This is a genomic window from Cellulomonas sp. ES6 (assembly GCF_030053835.1).
Lineage (GTDB): Bacteria > Actinomycetota > Actinomycetes > Actinomycetales > Cellulomonadaceae > Cellulomonas.
In genome coordinates, this window is sequence record NZ_CP125655.1 from 2,993,137 (window position 1) to 3,012,945 (window position 19,809).

Annotated in this window: 16 protein-coding genes; 9 read left to right on the forward strand and 7 right to left on the reverse strand. The window is 77.5% G+C overall.

What is annotated here, in order from left to right; genetic code table 11:
• Window positions 1-5: 5 nt before the first annotated feature.
• Window positions 6-1,229 carry a family 1 glycosylhydrolase gene (locus P9841_RS13940; RefSeq protein ID WP_283319250.1) on the forward strand — a complete coding sequence of 408 codons (1,224 nt, stop codon included), beginning with the start codon at window positions 6-8 and terminating at the stop codon, window positions 1,227-1,229.
• On the opposite strand, the gene P9841_RS13945 is transcribed toward P9841_RS13940, so the two are convergent.
• From P9841_RS13945 to P9841_RS13960, 4 genes are all read right to left on the reverse strand, one after another.
• The gene (locus P9841_RS13945; protein WP_283319251.1) at window positions 1,213-2,748 is read right to left on the reverse strand and encodes a DHA2 family efflux MFS transporter permease subunit; all 1,536 of its coding nucleotides are present in this window, start codon (window positions 2,746-2,748) and stop codon (window positions 1,213-1,215) included. The two genes, P9841_RS13940 and P9841_RS13945, sit on opposite strands and share 17 nt — an antisense overlap.
• Window positions 2,749-2,786: 38 nt before the next feature.
• Complete coding sequence (locus P9841_RS13950; RefSeq protein WP_283319252.1) at window positions 2,787-3,344, reverse strand: PadR family transcriptional regulator; 558 nt, start codon at window positions 3,342-3,344, stop codon at window positions 2,787-2,789.
• A gap of 187 nt (window positions 3,345-3,531) precedes the next feature.
• Window positions 3,532-4,266, reverse strand: coding sequence for an SIR2 family NAD-dependent protein deacylase (locus P9841_RS13955; RefSeq protein ID WP_283319253.1), 735 nt, complete (start codon window positions 4,264-4,266; stop codon window positions 3,532-3,534).
• 8 nt (window positions 4,267-4,274) lie between these two features.
• Window positions 4,275-5,099, reverse strand: a complete 825-nt coding sequence (locus tag P9841_RS13960) for a LysR family substrate-binding domain-containing protein (protein ID WP_283319254.1) — start codon at window positions 5,097-5,099, stop codon at window positions 4,275-4,277.
• Between the two features lie 205 nt (window positions 5,100-5,304).
• Between P9841_RS13960 and P9841_RS13965 the strand changes: the two genes are divergently transcribed.
• From P9841_RS13965 to cydC, 8 genes are all read left to right on the forward strand, one after another.
• The gene (locus P9841_RS13965; protein ID WP_283321960.1) at window positions 5,305-5,682 is read left to right on the forward strand and encodes a DUF5997 family protein; all 378 of its coding nucleotides are present in this window, start codon (window positions 5,305-5,307) and stop codon (window positions 5,680-5,682) included.
• A 145-nt stretch (window positions 5,683-5,827) separates the two neighbouring features.
• Window positions 5,828-6,964 (forward strand): heme/hemin ABC transporter substrate-binding protein, encoded by a 1,137-nt coding sequence (locus tag P9841_RS13970; protein ID WP_283319255.1) that lies wholly within the window; start codon window positions 5,828-5,830, stop codon window positions 6,962-6,964.
• Between the two features lie 5 nt (window positions 6,965-6,969).
• A complete protein-coding gene (locus P9841_RS13975) occupies window positions 6,970-8,070 on the forward strand; it encodes a FecCD family ABC transporter permease (RefSeq protein ID WP_502847707.1) in 1,101 nt (366 codons plus the stop codon).
• Between the two features lie 98 nt (window positions 8,071-8,168).
• Window positions 8,169-8,954, forward strand: coding sequence for a heme ABC transporter ATP-binding protein (locus tag P9841_RS13980; protein WP_459349141.1), 786 nt, complete (start codon window positions 8,169-8,171; stop codon window positions 8,952-8,954).
• The gene (locus P9841_RS13985) at window positions 8,951-9,844 is read left to right on the forward strand and encodes a hypothetical protein (protein ID WP_283319256.1); all 894 of its coding nucleotides are present in this window, start codon (window positions 8,951-8,953) and stop codon (window positions 9,842-9,844) included. The genes P9841_RS13980 and P9841_RS13985 overlap by 4 nt, the downstream gene beginning before the upstream one ends.
• Before the next feature lie 105 nt (window positions 9,845-9,949).
• A complete protein-coding gene (locus P9841_RS13990) occupies window positions 9,950-12,685 on the forward strand; it encodes an HtaA domain-containing protein (RefSeq protein ID WP_283319257.1) in 2,736 nt (911 codons plus the stop codon).
• 399 nt (window positions 12,686-13,084) lie between these two features.
• Window positions 13,085-14,836 carry an ABC transporter ATP-binding protein/permease gene (locus P9841_RS13995; protein WP_283319258.1) on the forward strand — a complete coding sequence of 584 codons (1,752 nt, stop codon included), beginning with the start codon at window positions 13,085-13,087 and terminating at the stop codon, window positions 14,834-14,836.
• Window positions 14,833-16,572, forward strand: coding sequence for a thiol reductant ABC exporter subunit CydC (gene cydC, locus P9841_RS14000; protein ID WP_283319259.1), 1,740 nt, complete (start codon window positions 14,833-14,835; stop codon window positions 16,570-16,572). Before P9841_RS13995 ends, cydC begins: the two co-directional genes overlap by 4 nt.
• Window positions 16,573-16,590: 18 nt before the next feature.
• Here cydC and trmB read toward each other — a convergent pair whose 3' ends face one another.
• The 3 genes from trmB to P9841_RS14015 form a co-directional block, all read right to left on the reverse strand.
• Entirely contained in the window at window positions 16,591-17,376 is a 786-nt protein-coding gene (gene trmB, locus P9841_RS14005) for a tRNA (guanosine(46)-N7)-methyltransferase TrmB (RefSeq protein WP_283319260.1), read from the reverse strand.
• 54 nt (window positions 17,377-17,430) lie between these two features.
• Window positions 17,431-18,210 carry a VOC family protein gene (locus P9841_RS14010; RefSeq protein ID WP_283319261.1) on the reverse strand — a complete coding sequence of 260 codons (780 nt, stop codon included), beginning with the start codon at window positions 18,208-18,210 and terminating at the stop codon, window positions 17,431-17,433.
• Between the two features lie 147 nt (window positions 18,211-18,357).
• On the reverse strand, window positions 18,358-19,764 hold the full coding sequence (locus P9841_RS14015) for a UDP-glucose dehydrogenase family protein (protein WP_283319262.1): 1,407 nt from the start codon (window positions 19,762-19,764) through the stop codon (window positions 18,358-18,360).
• Between the last annotated feature and the right edge of the window lie 45 nt (window positions 19,765-19,809).

Here is a 19,809-nt window from a genome sequence, read left to right on the forward strand (position 1 = left end):
GTCTCGTGACTGACACGTCCTGGCACACCGACGGGCGCCTGCACCACGGCGTCGGCATCGAGGACACGTTCATCCCGTCGGAGCGCGTCGGGCAGCGCAAGCTCGACGAGTACGAGCTGACGCAGCACTACCACCACTGGCGCGAGGACCTGCGCCTGGCCGCGGGGTCCGGCGCGACGCTGATCCGCTGGGGCTCGCCGTGGTACCGGGTGGAGCCGGAGGAGGGGCGGTTCGACTTCCGGTGGCTCGACGAGGTGATGGCCGAGATGCAGCGGCTCGGGCTGCGCTGCGTGCTCGACGTCATGCACTACGGGACGCCGCTGTGGATGCCGAACGCGTTCCTCGACCCCCGCTACCCGGAGCTCGTCGCCCGGTACGCCGCCGCGGTCGCCGAGCGCTACCCGGGCGTCGTCGACGACCTGACGCCGCTCAACGAGCCGATGGTCAACGCGATCTGGTGCGGGCGCGACGGGCGGTGGCCCCCGTACCTCACGGGGGAGGACGGGCTCGTCGCCGTGCTGCTGCCCCTGGCGCGCGGCATGGTCGCCACCCAGCGCGCGGTCGCGGCCGTGCGGCCCGACGTGCGGTTCGTGCACGTGGACGCCGGGTTCCTCTGGGAGGGGCACGGACCGGGCGGCACGTCGGTGGCGCACGGCGAGCAGTGGCGGTTCCTCGCCCTGGACCTCGTCACCGGGCGCGTGGGCGAGGACCACCCGCTGCACGACCACCTGCTGCGGCACGGCGCGCGCGAGGAGGACCTCGCGGCGCTGCGCCGGGACGCGGTGGTGCCCGACGTCGTCGGCGTCAACTACTACCCGGCGTTCACGCGGCAGGCGGTCGGCGCGGACGGCGCGGAGCAGCCCGTCGAGGCCGGGACCGCCGGGCTGGTCGAGCTGCTCGGGGCGTACCACGAGCGCTACGGCCTGCCGCTGGCCGTCACCGAAACCTCGCGGGCCACCCCCGACGTCGCCGCCAAGGCGCAGTGGGTGGACGACCTGCTCGACACGGTCGAGAAGGTCCGCGCCGACGGCGTGCCGGTCACCGCGGTGTTCTGGTTCCCGCTGCTCGACCTGGCGGACTGGTCGTACCGGGACGGCACCGCGCCGGCGGACGACTACCTGCTGCCGTTCGGGCTGGTCGACCTGGTGCGCGGCGCGGACGACGTCCTCGCGCGGGTGCCGAACGCCGCCTACGACCGCTGGCGGGCGCGGGTCACGGCCGCTCGCTGACCGTCCCGGCCGCCGCCGCGTCCCCGGCGGCGGCCGGTGCCCCCGCCGGGGAGGCCGCCGCCGGGCCGGCGGTGCGCTGCGGCGGGGCGAAGCACGCCACCACCACGGCGCCCACCACCGCGAGCGCGGCCGGCAGCAGCAGCGACTGGCCCATCGCGTCGGCGAACCCGGCGCGCAGCGCCTCGGGCAGGGCGCCCGCCGCCTCGGCCGCGCCCGTGGAGCCCGCCGCCCCCGGGCCGAGCTCGGCCACCAGGCGCGCCTGGATCAGCGCCGCGATCGCCGCCGAGCCGAGCACCGAGCCGACCTGCCGGGTCGTGTTGAACACGCCGGACCCGGCCCCCGCGAGCTGCCGCGGGAGGTTGCGGGTGGCGGTCGACGAGATGGGCGACCACAGGCAGGCGTTCGCGACGCCGAGCAGGGCCGACGGCAGCAGCAGCCGCGGCCACAGGTCGGGGTCGGGCGTCAGCCACAGCGTGAACCAGACCAGGGCCGCCGCCTGCAGCAGCATGCCGACCAGCGCGATCGTGCGGGGGTTCGCGGTGTCCACCAGGCGCCCCACCACGGGCGACAGGACGAGGGTCATGACCGCCATCGGCGCGAGCATCAGCGCCGAGCGGGTCGGGGAGAACCCGAGGACGAGCTGGTAGTAGAAGACCAGCGGCAGGGACATGGCGGTGACGGCGAACCCCAGCGTGCTGATGGCGCCGTTCGCGAGCGCGAAGTTCCGGTCCCGGAACAGGCCCAGGGGCAGGAGCGGCTCGCCGCGCATCCGCGCCTGGTGCCGCACGAACACGACGAGCACGACGAGGCCGCCCGCGACCAGGCCCCACACCGGCAGCCAGCCGCCGATCAGGCCCCAGTCGTAGGTCTGGCCCTCCTGGATGCCGAACACCAGCAGGAACATGCCGACCGCGCTGAGCAGCACGCCGACGACGTCGAACGAGTGCGCGTGCGTCTCGAGCCGGGGGACCAGGCGCCACGCCAGCACGAACGCCACGACGCCCACGGGCACGTTGACGAAGAAGATCCACTCCCAGCCGAGGCCGTCGACGAGCACGCCGCCGAGCAGCGGTCCCACCAGCGTCGCGACGCCGGCGGTCGCGCCCCACAGGCTCATCGCCTTGCCGCGCTGGTCCGGCGGGAACAGGCGCGTGATCACCGCCATCGTCTGCGGGGTCATGAGCGCGGCGCCGAGTCCCTGGAACGCCCGCGCGGCGATGAGGGCGCCGATCGAGCCCGCGAGGCCGCACGCCGCCGAGGCCAGGGTGAACACGGCCAGGCCCACGAGGTAGACCGAGCGGGGTCCGAACCGGTCGCCGAGCCTGCCGGTGACCAGCAGCGGCACCGCGTACGTCAGCAGGTAGGCGCTGGTCACCCAGATGACCGCGTCGATGTCGGTGTGCAGCCCCGCCATGATGGCCGGGTTGGCGACGGAGACGATCGTGGTGTCGACCAGGATCATGAAGAAGCCCACGACCAGCGCCCAGAGGGCGGGCCAGGGTCGGACGGTGGGGTGCACGGTGGCTCCTCGGGGGTGCGTGGGGGTGCCGGCGCCGGTCACCAGGTGACCTCGCCCGACTCGATGCGGTCGACGAACGCGGAGATCCAGCGGGACTCGGCCTCGTAGACGGCGATCTGGTAGGTCATGTCGGCCCAGTAGCGGGCCGGGAGCTGCTTGGCGGTCACGTGGGTGACGGCGCTGCGCAGGGTGTCGAGCTCGGCCCCCAGGCGGCCGAGGCGGTCGCGGAGCAGGTCGAGCACGGTCCCGCGGGGGAGGTGGTGCGCCTCGGAGAGGGCCAGGGGGAGCGTCGGGAACTCGTTGACCGGGGCGGAGATCATCGCGGCGAGGGCACCGGACAGTGCCGTGCGGCCCTCCGGCGTGATGGCGTACGTGGTGCGCTCGGGCCGGTTGCCGGCGCGGTCGGTGCCCGTCGGGACGATCAGGCCGTCGCGGTGGAGCCGGTCGACGGTGTGGTAAAGCGAGCCCGGACGGACCTTGACGACGCGGTCGGTCGCGCGCTGCCGCATGACCTGGTGCAGCTCGTACGGGTGCCGCGGGGTCTCGTCGAGCAGCGCCAGGGCGGCGACGGCGAGCGGCGTCAGGGTGGCGGCCACGTGTTGCTCCTTCCGGATCAGTCCACGTGGACTATATGCCTGCACCGCCGCGATCGCGCAACACCGGCACCCCCCGCGCGAGCGGCCTCAGTCGCCGCCGAGGCCCGCGAGCAGGTGCACGAAGGAGGCCCCGCGCAGTACCAGCTCGCCCGCGGGTCATCGGCGCGGCCGGCGCGCGACCCGAGGGTCAGTCGCGGGCGAGCAGCTCGCTGACCAGGGCGGGGAGCGCCTGCTCGATGGGGTCGCGCACCACGCGGTCGGCCACCCGGTCGTACGGGGTTGGCTCCGCGTTGACGATGACGACCTCCGCGCCGACCTCCGCCGCCAGCCCCACGAGGCTCGCGACGGGCTGCACGGTGAGCGTGCTGCCGACCGCGACGAGCACGTCGCCGTCCTGCGCCGCGGCGATCGCGCGGTCCAGTGCGCGCTCGGGCAGGCGCTCGCCGAAGTAGACGACGTCGGGCTTGAGCACGCCGCCGCAGACCGCGCACGGCGGGTCGGGCTCGGCGGCGAGGCGCGCGAGGACGGCCCGGGTGTCCTCCCGCGCGCCGCACGCGAGGCACGACGTGGTCCGGAGCGTCCCGTGCAGCTCGACGACGTCGGCCGGGTCGCTGCCGCCCGCCTGGTGCAGGCCGTCGAAGTTCTGGGTCAGCACCGCCTGGAGGCGTCCCGCCCGCCCGAGCTCGGCGACCGCGCGGTGACCGGCCGCGGGCCGGGCGTGCCAGGCGGGGTGGTCCCGCCACATCCGCCAGCCCCGCCGCCGCACGTCCGGGTCGGCGGCGTACCGGCCGATGTCGAGCAGCTCCACCTGGTCCGGGTGCCGGGTCCACGTGCCCTGCGGCCCCCGGAAGTCGGGGATGCCGGCGGCGGTGGACAGACCGGCGCCGCTGAGCACGGTGACCCGCAGGCCGGGGGCGGGCATGTGCACGGCTACCGCCCCCGCCGGGGACGGCGGCCCGCCGCGCCGGAGCGGCCGCCGCCGCGCTGACCGGCGGGGCGGCCGCCGGTGCGCCCGGTGCGCGCCGGGCGCTCGCCGCGACCCCGGGCCTGCTGGTCGGCGGCCCGGGAGGCCTTCCCGCCGGCGGCCTCGCCCGCGCCGGCGGCGCCGCGCCCGCGGGAGGAGTTGGCCGTGCGGCCCCGCACGATGCCGATGAGCTCCTCGACGAGCGGGTCGCCGTCGCGCGCGCCGAGCCAGGCCAGCGCCGCCTGCGACGCGGGCGCCCCGGACAGGGGCCGGTACGTGAGGTCCTTGCGGTGGTGCAGCCGCGCGAGGGACTGCGGGACGACGAGCACGCCCACCCCCGACGCGACGAGCGCCACGGCCTCCTCCGTCGTCGCCGGCGTCGGCAGCGCGGACGCCTCGCCGGGCGGGTCGTCCCAGCCGAGCACGTCGTCCGCCGGGGTGAGCAGGGTCTCCTCCGCCAGGTCCTCGGGCGTCAGCTCGTCCAGCGCCGTGAGCAGGTGGTCCCTCGGCAGCACGACCACGGTGGTCTCGACGTACAGCGGGATCGCCGACAGCACGTCCCGGTCGACGGGGAGGCGCAGCAGCGCGGCGTCCGCCCCGCCGGCGACGAGGGTCGGCCCCGCGTCGGCGGCCGGGCCGTGCACGAGCTCGAGCCGCACGTCGGGCAGGCGCTCGCGCCACGTCCGCACCCACGACGCGGGCACGACGCCCGGCACCAGCAGCAGGCGGAAGCGCCCTGCGGCGGCGGGGTCGGCGGTGGGGTCGGCGTCGGCGGCCGGGGGGACGGGCATCGCGGTCAGCGTAGTCGCGCGGCGGGGCAGGGCCGCGGGGTGCCGCGGGGTGCCGGCCCGGTGCCCGGCCCGGTGCGGGTCCGTGCCGGCCGGGGTCGCCCGGGGACGCCCGGTGCCGGCCGGGGGCCGGGGTCCGTATCCTGGACCGGTGACCTCCGAGGACCGCCCGGCCGCTCCGGCCCGCCGCACGCGCACGCCGCAGACCATGAAGCCCGCCACCGCGGCGGCGAAGCTCGGCGTGTACCTGCCGGCCACCCCCGAGGAGTTCCGCTCCGGGCCCGTGTCCCGCCAGCAGCTCGACGAGCTGCAGCGCACGCCCCCGCCGTGGCTGCAGGAACTGCGGCGCACCGGCCCGCACCCGCGCGCCGTCGTGGCGGCCCGCCTGCGCATCTCGACCTCCGGCCTGGCGCGCGCCGGCCTGACGGACCCGCTGACCACCGAGCAGATCGACGCGATCATCGAGGAGAGCCCGGAGTGGCTGCACCGCGAGCGCGCCACGCAGCAGGAGGTCAAGCGCGAGGAGCAGCGCCTGCGGGAGCGGGACGCCGCGCGCGCCGCGACCCCCGGCACCGAGCGCTCCTGAGCTGAGCCCGGCACGGGGGCGCACCCGACCCCGACGCACGACGCGTGCGCCGGGCGCTCCGGCATGCCCGCCGACGGCGGACCTTGTCTTCTGAGGTGCACCTAACTTAGGTTTGGCTCACCTTCACCACAGGAGACGCCCGACCATGCCCCAGCCCCGCACGCCCGGCCGTGCCCGCCGCGCCGCAGGACGCGCACGCACCGCGCTCGCGCTGGTCACGGCCCTGGTCGGCGCGCTCCTCGCGGGGTGCGCGGCGCCGGCGGGCACAGCCCCGCACGCCCCGGCCGCCGCCGGTGACCGTCCGGCGCTGGGCGAGCTCACGGCCCTGGAGGACCCGCGGTCCTGGGTCGGCGAGCAGACGGCGGTGAGCGCCGCGACCCCGGTCGACCCCGTCGCGCAGGACCCGCAGCCGGCGCTCCCCGTCACGGTCACGGACGCGCAGGGCACCGAGGTCACGGTGACCGACACCAGCCGGGTGCTCGCCCTCGACCTGTACGGCTCGACGTCGCGGATCCTGTTCGAGCTGGGGCTCGGGGGCAGCGTCGTCGGGCGGGACGCGTCCTCGGACTTCCCGGAGGCCGCGGGCCTGCCCCTCGTGACGCGGGACGGCCACGACCTCAACGGCGAGGCGATCCTGGACCTCGCGCCGACGCTCATCATCACCGACACGACGCTCGGCCCGTGGGACACGGTGCTCCAGATGCGGGACGCCGGGATCCCGGTGGTCGTCGTCGACCCCCGGCGCGACCTGGAGACGGTGGACGACCTCATCACGTCCGTCGCCGCGGCCGTCGGGCTGCCGCAGGAGGGGGAGGCCCTCGCCGCGCGCACCCGGGCGGAGGTCGACGCGGTGGTCGCCGACATCCAGCGGCTCGCGCCCGACGACCCCGCGGACCGGCTGCGCGTCGCGTTCCTCTACCTGCGCGGGCAGGCCGGCGTGTACTACCTGTTCGGCGAGGGCTCCGGCGCGGACGCGCTCGTCACCGCCCTGGGGGCGGTGGACGTCGCCGCGGAGATCGGGTGGCAGGGCATGCGCCCCGTCACGGACGAGGCCCTGGTCGCCGCCGCGCCCGACCTCCTGCTGGTGATGACCGCCGGGCTCGAGTCGGTCGGGGGCGTCGACGGGCTGCTCGAGCAGCTCCCCGCCGTCGCCCAGACCCCCGCGGGGGAGCACCGGCGCGTCGTCGACATGGCGGACTCGCAGGTGCTCTCGTTCGGCCCGACGTCCGCGCAGACGCTCGACGCCCTGGCCCGCGCGTTCTACGCGCCCGACGCGTCGTGACGGCGGTGGGCACGCGGCCCACGGCCACCGCGCGCGCGACCGGCCCGTCGACCCCGCCGGCTCCACCCGCCCGCCGCGGCCGGGTCGCGCTCCTGGCGGCGGGGCTCGCGGTCGCGCTGGTGGTGCTGGTGGTCGTCGCCGCGGGGACCGGGCAGCTGCGCATCCCGCCCGGTGAGGTGCTCGGCTCGGTGCTGCACCGGCTCGGCGTCGACGCCGGCCCGCTCCCGACGCACCCGAACGGCGACGCCGCCCTGTGGACCATCCGGTTCCCGCGGGTCGCGATGGCCGTGCTGGCCGGGGCCGCGCTCGCCACCGCCGGCGCCGTGATGCAGGGCGTGTTCGGCAACCCGCTGGCCGACCCCGGCGTCGTCGGGGTGTCCTCCGGGGCGGCGCTCGCGGCGTGCACCGGCATCGTCCTCGGGCTCGGGTTCCTCGGACCGTTCACATCCGCCGCGCTGGCCTTCGCCGGCGGGCTCGTCGCGACGCTGGTCGTGTACCTGCTCGCGCGGTCCGGCGGGCGCACGGAGGTCGTGACGCTCGTGCTCACCGGCGTGGCGGTGAACGCCGTGTGCGGCGCGGGCATCGCGTTCCTCACGTTCCTGGCCGACACCCAGGCGCGCGAGCAGATCGTGTTCTGGCAGCTCGGCAGCCTCAACGGCACGCGCTGGCAGTACGTCGCCGTGGTCGCGCCGTTCGTGGCCGCGGGGCTCGCGGTCGCCCTGCTCGTGGCGCGCCGCCTGGACCTGCTCGCCCTCGGGGAGCGCGCGGCGCGGCACGTCGGGGTGGACGTCGAGCGGCTGCGGGTCGTCAGCATCGTCGCCGTCGCGCTCCTGACGGCCGCAGCCGTCGCGTTCTGCGGGATCATCGCGTTCGTCGGCCTGGTCGTCCCGCACCTGGTGCGGATGGCCGTCGGGCCGGGGCACCGCGCGCTCGTGCCGCTCAGCGCGCTCGGCGGGGCGGTGCTGCTGCTCGCGGCCGACCTCGTCGCACGGACGGCCGTCGCCTCGGCGGACCTGCCGATCGGCATGCTGACCGCGCTGGTCGGCGGGCCGTTCTTCTTCTGGCTCATCCGCCGGACCCGGCGGCAGGCCGGGGGCTGGGCGTGACCGCCCGCGCGGGAGCCGGGCCCGCCGCCCCGGCCGCGCCCGCCGCCCCGGTGGCCCCGCTCGCCCCCGTCGACCCTGCGCCGGCGGGCGGGGCCGCGGTGGCGGTGCGGCTCGACGCGGCGGGCTACGACGTCGACGGGGTCACGCTGCTCGACGCGGTGGACCTGGAGGTGCGCCGGCACGAGCTGCTCGCCGTCGTCGGGCCCAACGGCGCGGGCAAGTCCACCCTGCTCGGCCTGCTCGCGGGCGACCTGCGGCCCACGCGCGGCAGCGTCACGGACGACGGCGCGCCCGTCGCGTCCCTCCGCCCGGCCGAGCTCGCGCGGCGCCGCGCCGTGCTGCTCCAGGAGCACCGGCTCAGCTTCCCGTTCACGGTCGCGGACGTCGTGCGCATGGGGCGTGCGCCCTGGCGCGGGACGGCCGCCGAGGACGACGACGACCGGGTGGTCGCGGAGGCCGCCGCCGCCGGCGAGGTCGCGCACCTGGGCGACCGGCGGTTCCCGACGCTCTCCGGCGGCGAGAGGGCCCGCACCGCCTACGCGCGCGCCCGGGCCCAGGCCACGCCGCTGCTGCTGCTCGACGAGCCGACCGCCGCCCTCGACATCCGGCACCAGGAGATGGTGCTGGCCCAGGCGCGGGACCTCGCGCGCCGCGGGCACGCCGTCGTGGCGGTGCTGCACGACCTCAGCCTCGCCGCCGCGTACGCCGACCGCGTGCTGCTGCTCGGCGACGGCCGCCCGCGGGCGCTCGGCACGCCCGCCGACGTGCTGCGGCCCGACCTGCTCGGCGACGTCTACCGGCACCCCGTCGAGGTGCTCGTCCACCCCCGCACCGGCGACCTCGTCGTGCTGCCCGACCGCACCGCCCCGGAGGACTCCCGATGACCCCGCCCCCGGCGCTCCGGCGCCTGACCGTCGCCGCGGCGCTCGCGTGCGTGACCGCGCTCGGCACCGCCGGCCCCGCGCTCGCGGCGTCGCAGGTCGACGTCGCGGGCCAGGACGGCGGGCCGGCCGTGCTCGACCCCGCCGCCGCGACGACCCTGCGGGTCTCGGGCACCGGGTTCCAGTCGGTCGCCGGCGGGTTCGGCGGCCTGTACGTGCTGTTCGGCTGGGTCGACCTTGCCGCCGGTGACGGCTGGCGTCCCAGCGCGGGCGGGGCGTCGGGCGTCCAGTACCGCTACGCCGTCGACGCGCAGAGCCAGGAGAACGCCGGGCACCAGCGCTTCGTCGCGTTCCCCGGGTCGCAGACGTCGGCCGAGGCCAACGGCGGCGAGCTCGCCGAGGACGGCACCTGGGCGACCGAGCTGACCGTCCCCGGGGCGGTGCTCGAGACGCTCGACGCGGACGGCGGGACCGTCGAGGTGGACTGCCGCGAGGTGACGTGCGGCGTGATCACGATCGGGGCGCACGGCGTCGCGAACGCGACGAACGAGACGTTCACGCCGGTGCCGTTCGCCGGGCCCGGTGCGGTGGCCGACCCGGCGGCGACGCCGACCGCGGCCCCGACGCCCGGCCCGGAGGCGACGACCGACCCGACCACCGACGCGAGCGCCGCCCCGAGCCCCGACCCGAGCCCCGCCCCGAGCCCCGCCCCGAGCTCCGGCGCCGTCGCGGCACCCGAGCAGCGCGACCCCGGGGTGGTGGCGTGGCCGGCCGTCGCCGGGGGGCTCGCCGCCCTGGCCGCGGTCGCGCTCGTGGTCCTGCGGCGGCGGCGCGCGCCCGGGGGGACGGCCACCGATGACGACGGCGACGGCGCCGCACCCGACCAGCACTGACAGGGGAGGACCGCGACCCACCCGGGACGCGGCCCGACGAGAGCCCGGGCGACCGGGCCGGAGAGGGAGACGATGCACCGAGGAACGAGGACCCGCGCGTGGCGCGTGGTCACCAGCGCGGTCGTCGCGCTGGTCGTGGGGGCGGGCACGACGCTCGCCGCCGGAGCGGCAGGGGCCGCGGAGCCCGACGACGCCGGGGCCGGTGCGCCCAGCTGCGTCGGCGTCGCCGGCGCGACGTTCACCTGGGGGGTGAAGGAGTCCTTCCGGACGTACATCACCGGCCCGATCGCGCAGGGGACGGTCACCCCGGCCGACGTCACCGGGACGGGGCCGTGGACGTGGTCCGGCGGCACGGGCGAGATCGGCGAGGACGGCCTCGCGGACGCGTCGTGGGGGAGCGGCTCGGTGCGCTTCGAGGGGCACGACGGCGCGCTCGACCTGACGTTCTCGGCGCCGGAGGTCACGGTCACGGGCGCCACGACGGCGACCCTGACCACGACCGTCGACCCCGGGACGGCCGAGCCGTCGCGGGTGGAGCTCGCGACGCTCGACCTCGCGGGGGGCACGTCCTCGACGGACCCGACGCAGGTCGCCTGGTCCGGGGTGCCCGCCACGCTGACGGAGGCCGGCGCGGTCGCGTTCGCCGGGTTCTACGGCGCGGGGACGGCGCTCGACCCGGTGGCTTTCACGCTGCCCGCCGGCGCCGCGCTCGACGGGTGCGGGACGCCCCCGGTCGACCCGGAGCCCGAGCCGGAGCCCGAGCCGGAGCCCGAGCCGGAGCCCGAGCCCGAGCCCGCCACGCCGACGCTGCGGGTGTCGCAGACCGAGGGGCTCGACCCCGACGGCGCGACGATCACCGTCACCGGCGAGGGCTACGGCACCAGCGCCCTGGGCACCCACCCGCCCGTGCTGAACCAGCCCGCCGGGGTGTACGCGCAGATCGGCTGGCTCGCCGAGTCGTGGCGGCCGTCGGAGGGCGCGCCGTCCTCCGCGCGGAGCAACGCCTACACCCGGTGGGTGCAGGGCGTGAACGACACCCCGCCGTACCTGCGGTGGACCGTGCAGCCCGACGGCACGGCGGACTTCACGTGGACGGTCGAGGTGGACCGGGCGACGCTCGAGGACAAGCGCCTCGAGGGCGGCACACTCGCGGTGTTCACCGTCGGGGCCTCCGTCACGCAGGCCGCGAACGAGCAGTCCGTGGCGATCGCCTTCGCCGGGACCGGCGGCGGTGACACGGGCGGCGGCGACACCGGTGGCGGCGACACCGGTGGTGGCGACACCGGTGGTGGCGACACGGGCGGCGGTGACACCGGTGGCGGGACGCCGGCGCCCTCCTGCGTGGCCGTCAGCGACGCCACCCTCGACTGGGGCGTCCGCGAGTCCTTCCGCACCTACATCACCGGCCCGGTCGCCGGCGGCAGCGTGTCGGCCACCGGGGTGACCGGCACCGGCCCGTGGACCTGGTCCGGCGGCACCGGGCAGGTCGACGAGCACGGGCTGGCGACGGCCGCCTGGTCCGGCGGCGTGCGGTTCGTGGGGCACGGCGGCGAGCTCGACCTGACGTTCGCCAGCCCGGAGGTCCGCGTCACCGGCGCCGACGCGGCGGAGCTGCGGGTGACCGTCACCACCCCGGAGGGCTCGCAGCGGGTCCGGCTGGCGACGCTCGACCTGGCCGCGGGCACGGCGGGCTCCGACGCCTCCCGCCTCGCGTGGACGGGCGTGCCCGCCACGCTGACCGCCGCGGGCAGCGAGGCGTTCGCCGGGTTCTACCCGGCCGGCGCCGCGCTCGACCCGGTGTCCTTCACGCTCCCGCTGGGCGCCGCGACGTCCTGCGGCACCCCGGGCGTGCCGACCACGCCGACGGTCCCCGTCACGCCGGTGACCCCGACGGTCCCCGCCACGCCGGTGCGCGAGGTCCAGGGCCTGTCCGCCGCCGGCTCGGTCGTCGCCGGCGGGTCCGTCACGGTGACCGCGAACGGCTTCGGCGCGGGCGAGGCGGGCATCCGCCTCGAGCTGCACTCCGACCCGGTGCTCCTCGCGGGCGACCTGGTGGCGGACGCCGCCGGGTCGGTCACGGTCACGGCGACCATCCCCGCCTCGACGCCGGCCGGGCCGCACACGCTCGTCCTCGTCGGGGCCGGGCAGACGCTGGAGTTCCCGATCACGGTCGAGGCCGCGGCGCCGGTGTGCGTCGCGCGGGCCGTCTCCGGCGCCACGCTGACGTGGGGCGTGCGGGAGTCGTTCCGCAGCTACGTCACCGGACCGATCGCCCAGGGCTCGGTCACCGCGGACGGCGTCTCCGGCACCGGTCCGTGGACGTGGTCCGGCGGGACCGGCCGCTACAACGCGGACGCCGGTCTGGGCGCCGCCTCGTGGTCCGGGGGCGTGCACTTCACGGGGCACGGCGGGCAGCTCGACCTGACGTTCTCCGACCCGCAGGTGCGCCTCACCGGTGCCACGTCGGCCACGCTGACGCTCACCGTCGCGGGGCCGTCGGGGTCGTCCCGCGTCGCGGTCGCCACGCTCGACCTCGGGGCCGGCACCGCGTCCCGCGGGGCCACGCAGGTGGCCTGGTCCGGCGTGCCCGCCACGCTGAGCGCGGCCGGCGCCGGTGTGTTCGAGGGGTTCTACCAGGCGGGCGAGGCGCTCGACCCGGTGGCCTTCACGCTGCCGCTCGGGGCGGAGGTCGAGTGCGACGCGACCTCCGGCAGCCTCGCCACCACGGGCGCCGAGCCCGGTGACGCGGTCGGCTACGCCGTGGCGCTGCTGCTGTTCGGCGGCCTGCTGACGGCGGCGGTCCACCGCGGTCGTCGCCGGGCCCACGGCCTGACGGCCTGACGGCTCGCGGAGGTGGGGCGGCGCGCGCCGCCCCACCTCCGCGTCCCACCCCGCACCCCGCCGCCGACGCCGCGCCGGACGGTGTCGCGCACGGCGCCGCCGCGTGGCACCGTGTGCGGCGCACCCCCTGTCCGTGCCGTCCCCGAGGACCACCGCATGACCTCCCCGCACCCGGGCCCCGCCACCGACCGGCCCGGTCACCGTCCCGCCGGCCGCCCCGGACCCTCCGGCGGCCCCGCGGGCGGGCACCCCCGCCCCGGTCGCGACGCCGGTGGGCCTCCCGCCGGCCGCGCAGGCGGCCACCCCGGCGGACACCCGGGCTCGCGTCCCTCCGGTCCGCCTGTCGAGCGGCCCGTCGGCGCCCCGGCCACCCCCGACGCCCCGCGCGCGGTGGTGCTCGTGCCGGCCCTGCTGACCTGGGTGGCCGCCGCCGCCACGACCGCGGCCTACCTCGCGCTCGGCGCCGTGCTGGACGCGGCGCGCACGGGCGACGGCGTGCCCGGCTCCGCCGTGGCGGTGCTCGTGGCCGCGGTCGTCGTCCTCGCGGTGGCCGCCTTCGCCGGCCCGCGGACCAGCCTCGCCGCGGTGGGCCCGCGGGAGTCGGTGCGGCGGGACGTGCTGCTCGACCAGGCGCTGCGGCTCGGGGTGGCGTTCCGCACGCAGGAGCGCTCCGGCCGGTTCGTGTCCACCGCCACCGACGGCGTCGAGCGGGCCGCCTCCTACGAGGTGACGTTCCGCTACCCGATCATCGCGTCGATGACGGTCCCGGTGGTCGCGCTGCTGCTGCTCGGGGCGGCCGTCGACTGGGTGGTCGCGGGGTGGCTCGCGCTCGCGCTGCCGGCGATCCCGCTGGTGGTGGGCGGCTTCCAGCGCGCGTTCCGCGGGGTCTCCGTGCAGTACCGGATGACCGCGCGCCGGTTCGCGGGGCAGTTCCTCGACGCGATCCAGGGGCTGCCGACGTCGACCGCCTTCAACCGCGCCGCGGCGAAGGGCGCGGAGCTCGCGCGCTCCGCCGAGCAGCTCCGCCGGATGGTGATGCGCCTGCTGACGCGCAACCAGCTGGTGCTGCTGGTCATCGACTCGTCGTTCTCGCTGGTGATGGTGACGGCCGCCGCGGCGCTGGCGGTGCTGCGGCTGCGGGACGGCGCGATCACGCCCGGGCAGGCCGTCGCCGTGGTGCTCGTGTCCACGGTGCTGCTGGAGCCGCTCGACCGCGTCGGCCAGTTCTTCTACGTCGGGCTCGGCGGGCGCGCCGCGGTGCGCGAGATCGAGTCCGTGCTGGACCAGGTGCCGTCGGCGCTCGACGCGCCGGGGGTGCAGGAGCCGACCGGGTGGGCGACGCCCGCCGCCGCGGGGTCCGCGGCGGCCCCGCCCGTCGCGGAGGCCCTCGCTCTCGAGCACGTCTCGTTCGCGTACCCGGGCGGGGCGCCGGTCCTGGACGACGTGTCGTTCACCGTCCCGCGGGGCGCGCGCGTCGCGCTCATCGGCCCGTCCGGGTCGGGCAAGAGCACGGTGGCGGCCCTGCTGCAGGGGCACCTGCGCCCCGGCGGCGGGGTGGTCCGGGTGGGCGGGTACGACGCGACCGCCGTGCCGCTCGCCTGGGTGCGCGCCCAGACCGCCGTGGTCGCGCAGTCGACGTACCTGTTCACCGGGACGCTCGCCGACAACCTGCGGCTCGCCGACGCGGACGCCGACGACGCCGCGCTCTGGCACGCGCTCGAGCAGGCGAACCTCGCCGACGAGGTGCGGCGGTTCCCGGACGGGCTCGCGACCCGGGTCGGGGAGCGGGGGCTGTCGCTGTCCGGCGGCCAGGCGCAGCGGCTCGCGGTGGCGCGCGCCCTGCTCAAGGACGCCCCCGTGCTGCTGCTCGACGAGCCGACCAGCCAGGTGGACGCCGCCTCGGAGTCCGCCCTGGTGGAGGCGCTCGACCGCGCCGGCGAGGGGCGCACCGTGCTGGTCGTCGCGCACCGGCTGAGCACGGTCCGCGGCGCGGACGAGGTGCTGGTGCTCGCCGAGGGGCGGGTGGTCGAGCAGGGACCGCCGGACCGGCTCGGCGGCATCGACTCGTACTACGCCCGCGCGATGGACCTGTCCGGCCTCGCCGGCACGCCCGGCACCCCCGGTGCCGCCGCCACGGAGGTGACCCGGTGAGCGCCGTGCTCGACCCCGCCCCGGCCCCCGCGTCCGCCCCGCTGTCCCGGGCGGCGATCTCCCGCCGGCTGGTCCGATTCGGCCGCCCGGTGCTGCCGCCGCTCGCGGCGTCGCTGGTCTGCCGGGTGGTCGGCCAGCTGCTCGGCATCGCCCTGCTCGCCGTCGCGGCGGCCGGGGCCGCCCGCGTGGCGGACGACCCCGCAGCGCCGCTCGCCCCGACGGTGTGGACGCTCGTCGCGCTGTCGCTGCTCAAGGGCGTGCTCCGCTACCTGGAGCAGCTGACCGGCCACGCCGTGGCGTTCCGCGCGCTCGCGATGCTGCGTGTCGACTTCTACGACCGGCTCGCGCCGCAGGCTCCCGCAGGCGTCCTGTCGCGCCGCACCGGCGACCTGGTCAACCGCGCGACCAAGGACGTCGACCGCGTCGAGGTGTTCTTCGCGCACACGCTCGTGCCCGCGGTGAGCGCGGTCGTCGTGCCGGTGGTCGTCCTGGTGGTGCTGGCCGTCCGGTACGACCCGGTGCTCGCGCTCGTGCTGCTGCCGTTCCTCGTGCTCGTCGGCGCGGTCGTCCCGGCGTGGGGGCGCGAGCCCAGCGCGGTCGCGGCGACCCGGGTGCGGGCCGCGCGGGGGCGGATCGCCCAGCTCGTCACCGAGTCGCTCCAGGGCGTCCGCGAGGTGCTGGCGTTCGGGGCGGAGACGCGGCGCCGGGCCCAGGCGCGCGCGCTCGCGGACGACGTCGGGCTGGGCCTCGACGGGCTGGCGGCCTGGACGGCGCGCCGGCGCGCGGCGAACGCGGTGCTGCTGGTCGCGGCCGTCGCGACCGTGGCGCTCGTCGGCGCGGCGCGCGTGTCCTCCGGCGCGCTGGGCTGGGCGGACTACGCCGTCGCGGTCGTGCTGGCGCTCGCGGTCTTCACCCCGGTGCTCGCCGTCGAGGACGTCGCGCCGGACCTCGAGCAGGCGTTCGCCGCCGCGCGCCGCATCTGGCGGGTCACCGACGCGCCGCCGGCCACCACCTCGCCCGAGCACCCCGTGCCGCTGCCGGACGGGCCGCTCGACGTGCGGTTCGAGGGCGTGACGTTCACCTACCCCGCGCCCGAGGACGACGACGCCGGCGGTGCCCCCCAGGGGCCGCGGCGCCGGGTGCTCGACGGCCTGGACCTGCACGTGCCCGCCGGCGCCACGACGGCAGTCGTCGGGTCGTCGGGCTCCGGCAAGTCGACGCTGGTGAACCTGCTGACCCGGGCGTGGGACCCGGACGAGGGCCGGGTGCTGCTGGGCGGGGTCGACGTGCGGGACGTCGCGCTGGAGGACCTGCGCCGGCACGTCGCCGTCGTCGGGCAGAGCACCTACCTGTTCAACGACACGCTGGCGGCCAACCTCCGGCTCGCGGCACCCGACGCCACGGACGCGCAGCTCGAGGACGCGTGCCGCCGCGCGGCGCTGCACGACGCGGTCGTCGCGATGCCCGACGGCTACGCCACCCGGGTCGGCGAGATGGGCGAGCGGCTGTCCGGCGGGCAGCGCCAGCGCGTGGCGATCGCCCGCGCGTTGCTGCTCGACGCTCCCGTGCTGGTGCTGGACGAGGCGACCAGCCAGCTCGACGTCGCCACGGAGGCGGAGATCCAGGACGCGCTCGCCGAGGCGGCCCGGGGCCGCACCGTGCTCGTGATCGCGCACCGCCCGGGGGCCGTCCGCACCGCGGACCGCGTCGTCCACCTGGGGCGGCCCGGCACCTGAGGCCGGCCGGGGCGGTGCTCAGGACGTGCGCGTCGCGACCACGTCCCGCGGGGTCCGCCCGGCCGCGAGGGCCCGTCGCTCGAACCGCGTGACCGGGCGGTGCTCCGGCCGCGGGGCGTAGCCGCCGTGCTCGTTGGTCAGGCCCGGGTCGGCGGCGACGACCTCGAGCATCTGCTCCGCGTACGGCTCCCAGTCGGTCGCGCAGTGCAGCACGCCGCCGATCGCCAGCCGGCTCCGCAGCAGCGCGACGTGCTCGGGCGCGACGATCCGGCGCTTGTGGTGCCGGGCCTTCGGCCACGGGTCGGGGAAGAACACGTGCACCGCGGCGAGCGACCCGGGCGCGACGACCCGGCGCACCAGGTCGAGCGCGTCGCCGTGCGCCACCCGGACGTTGGTGAGGCCCTGCTCCTCCAGCAGCACGAGCAGGTTCGCGACCCCGGGCAGGTGCACCTCGACGGCGAGGTAGTCGCGGTCGGGGTCGGCGGCCGCCATCGCGGCGGTCGCGTCGCCCATGCCGGAGCCGATCTCCAGGACCAGCGGCGCGGTGCGGCCGAACAGCGCGGGGGCGTCGAGCGCCCCCGCGTCCGTCGTGGGCGGCAGCCCGAGCGCCGGGTCGTGCACGGAGACGCCGTACCGGGGCCAGAGCCGCTCGAGCGCGTCCGCGCGCCGCTCCCCGAGCGTCGCCCGGCGGGGGTGGAACGTGCGCACGGGCTGCCCGGCGACCTTCTTCGCCTGCCGGAACGCGTCGCCCGCCCGGCCGGTGTCGGGCGGCCCTGCGGAGGACGGGGTCGGATCGGTCGGCACGGCGTCGAGGGTAGCCGCGCCCGCCGGACGTGGCGTCCCGCGCGTCGGCGGCCCTCACGCGGCGGGCGCGCTGGGCTCCTCGTCGGTCGACATGAGCCAGAACCGCTCCCCGAACGGTCCCGTGACCCCGGCGAGCCGCCCGTACGTCGTGTCCGAGGCCGGGGACACGACGGCGCCGCCGAGCCGCACGGCCCGCTCGGTCGCCGCGTCCGTGTCCGTCACGGCGAAGTACACCTCCCAGGACGCGGCGTCGGCGCCGCCCCCGATGCCGCCGACCGGCCGGCCGTCGACCTCGACGGTCGCGTACTCGAACCCGGGCGCGCTCATGTCGGTGACCCCGTAGCCGAACACCGCCCGGTAGAACGCGCGGGCCTCGGCGGGGTGCGCCGACAGGTGCTCGTTCCAGATCATCGCGCCGGGCTCGTTCACGACGGTCGCCCCGAGGGTCCGGCCGGCCTGCCAGAGCGCGACGGTCGCCCCCGCGGGGTCCGTCAGCACCGCCATCGAGCCGAAGTCCATGACCGGCGCCACCGGCACCTGCACCCGGGCGCCCGACGCCACGGCCCGCTCCTGGGTGGCGGCGGCGTCCGCCGTCGCGAGGAAGGTCAGCCACGCGACGGGTTCGTCCTCGCCGCCCGGCATGACGCCGCCCAGCGCCGCCGCGGGCCGTCCGGCCACGAGGCCCTGGCTGTAGAAGCCCGTCTCGGCCGGGCCGACGTCGAACGTCCAGCCGAGCAGGTCGCCGTAGAACCGGCGCCCCGCCTCGAGGTCGGGGACCCTCAGCTGCGCCCAGCAGGGAGTGCCGTCCGCCCAGGGCCGCTCGTGCACGCTCATGTCGTCCTCCGCGAGGCTCGGGGGCGGCGCCGCGTCGCCCCGACGGGCCCATCGAAGCAGCCGGCACCCACACGCGCGAAGGGCGCCCCGGCAGCGCGGCGCGCCCTCCCGCGCCGCGGCCGCCGGGGCGCCCCCGCCGGACCCCCGTCAGGCGGCGGTCCGCCCGAGGCCGGCGAACTCCCAGCCGGCGCCGCGCCACCGCGCGGGGTCGAGCTTGCCGCGGGCGTCGATGACGCGCGGCGTCGCGGTGAGCCCGGCGAGGTGCTCGGCGTCGGCCTGCACGAACTGGTCCCACTCGGTGAGCACCAGCACGACGTCCGTGCCCTCGACGGCCTCGTCCACCGACGTGGCGTAGGACAGCGTCGGGAACGACCGTCGCGCGGTGTCCCCGGCCTCCGGGTCGTACACCGTGACCTGGGCGCCGCGCAGGTGCAGCGCCGCGGCGACGTTGAGGGCGGGGGAGTCCCGCACGTCGTCGGTGTGCGGCTTGAACGCCGCGCCCAGCACGCCGATCCGGCGGTTGAGAACGGAGCCGCCGCAGGCCTGCACGGTCATGTCGAGCACCCGCTCGCGCTGGCCCATGTTGATCTCGTCGACCTGCTGCAGCAGGGCGGACGCCCGGTACGCCCCGAGCTCGTTCGCCCGGTGCATGAGGGCGCGGATGTCCTTCGGCAGGCAGCCGCCGCCGAACCCGAGCCCGGCGTCGAGGAACTGGCGGCCGATGCGCACGTCGTGGCCGAGCGCGTCCGCCAGCACGGTGACGTCGGCCCCGGCCGCCTCGCACACCGAGGAGATCGCGTTGATGAACGAGATCTTGGTGGCGAGGAACGCGTTCGCGCTGACCTTCACGAGCTCCGCGGTCGGCAGGTCCGTGACGACGACGGGCGTGCCCTCGGCGATCGGCCCGGCGTAGACCTGCCGCAGCGTGGCCTCGGCCCGGGCGGACGGCCCGCCGAGCACGATGCGGTCCGGGTGCAGCGTGTCCTCCACGGCCTTGCCCTCGCGCAGGAACTCCGGGTTCCACACCAGCTCGGCCGGCATGCCGGCGGGGGCCTCCTCGGCCACGAGCGTGCGCAGCCGGGCGGCGGTGCCGACCGGGACGGTCGACTTGCCGACGATCAGGGCCGGGCGCGTGAGGTTGCGGGCGATCGTCGTGGCGGCGGACTCCACGTAGGACAGGTTCGCCGCGTGGCTGGTGCGCATCTGCGGGGTGCCGACGCAGATGAAGTGCACGTCGCCCCACGCCGCGGCGGCCGCCAGGTCGGTGGTGAACCGCAGGCGCCCGGTCGCGAGGTGCTTCTCCAGGAGCGGGTCGAGCCCGGGCTCGTAGAACGGCACCTTGCCGGCGGCCAGCGCCTCGACCTTGCCGGCGTCGGTGTCGGCGCCCAGCACCTCGAACCCGAGCTCGGCCATGGCGACTGCGTGGGTGGCGCCGAGGTACCCGGTGCCGAAGACGCTGATGCGCAGCGGGGCGTCACCGGCGGAGGGCTCGGGGAGCGCCTCGGTGTCGGCGGTGGCGGAGAGGGCGGCGGCGGAGAGGGCGGAGTCGTGCATGGCGGTGCTCCTCACGGTGGGGCGCGGCGGGCGGGTGCGGGCGGT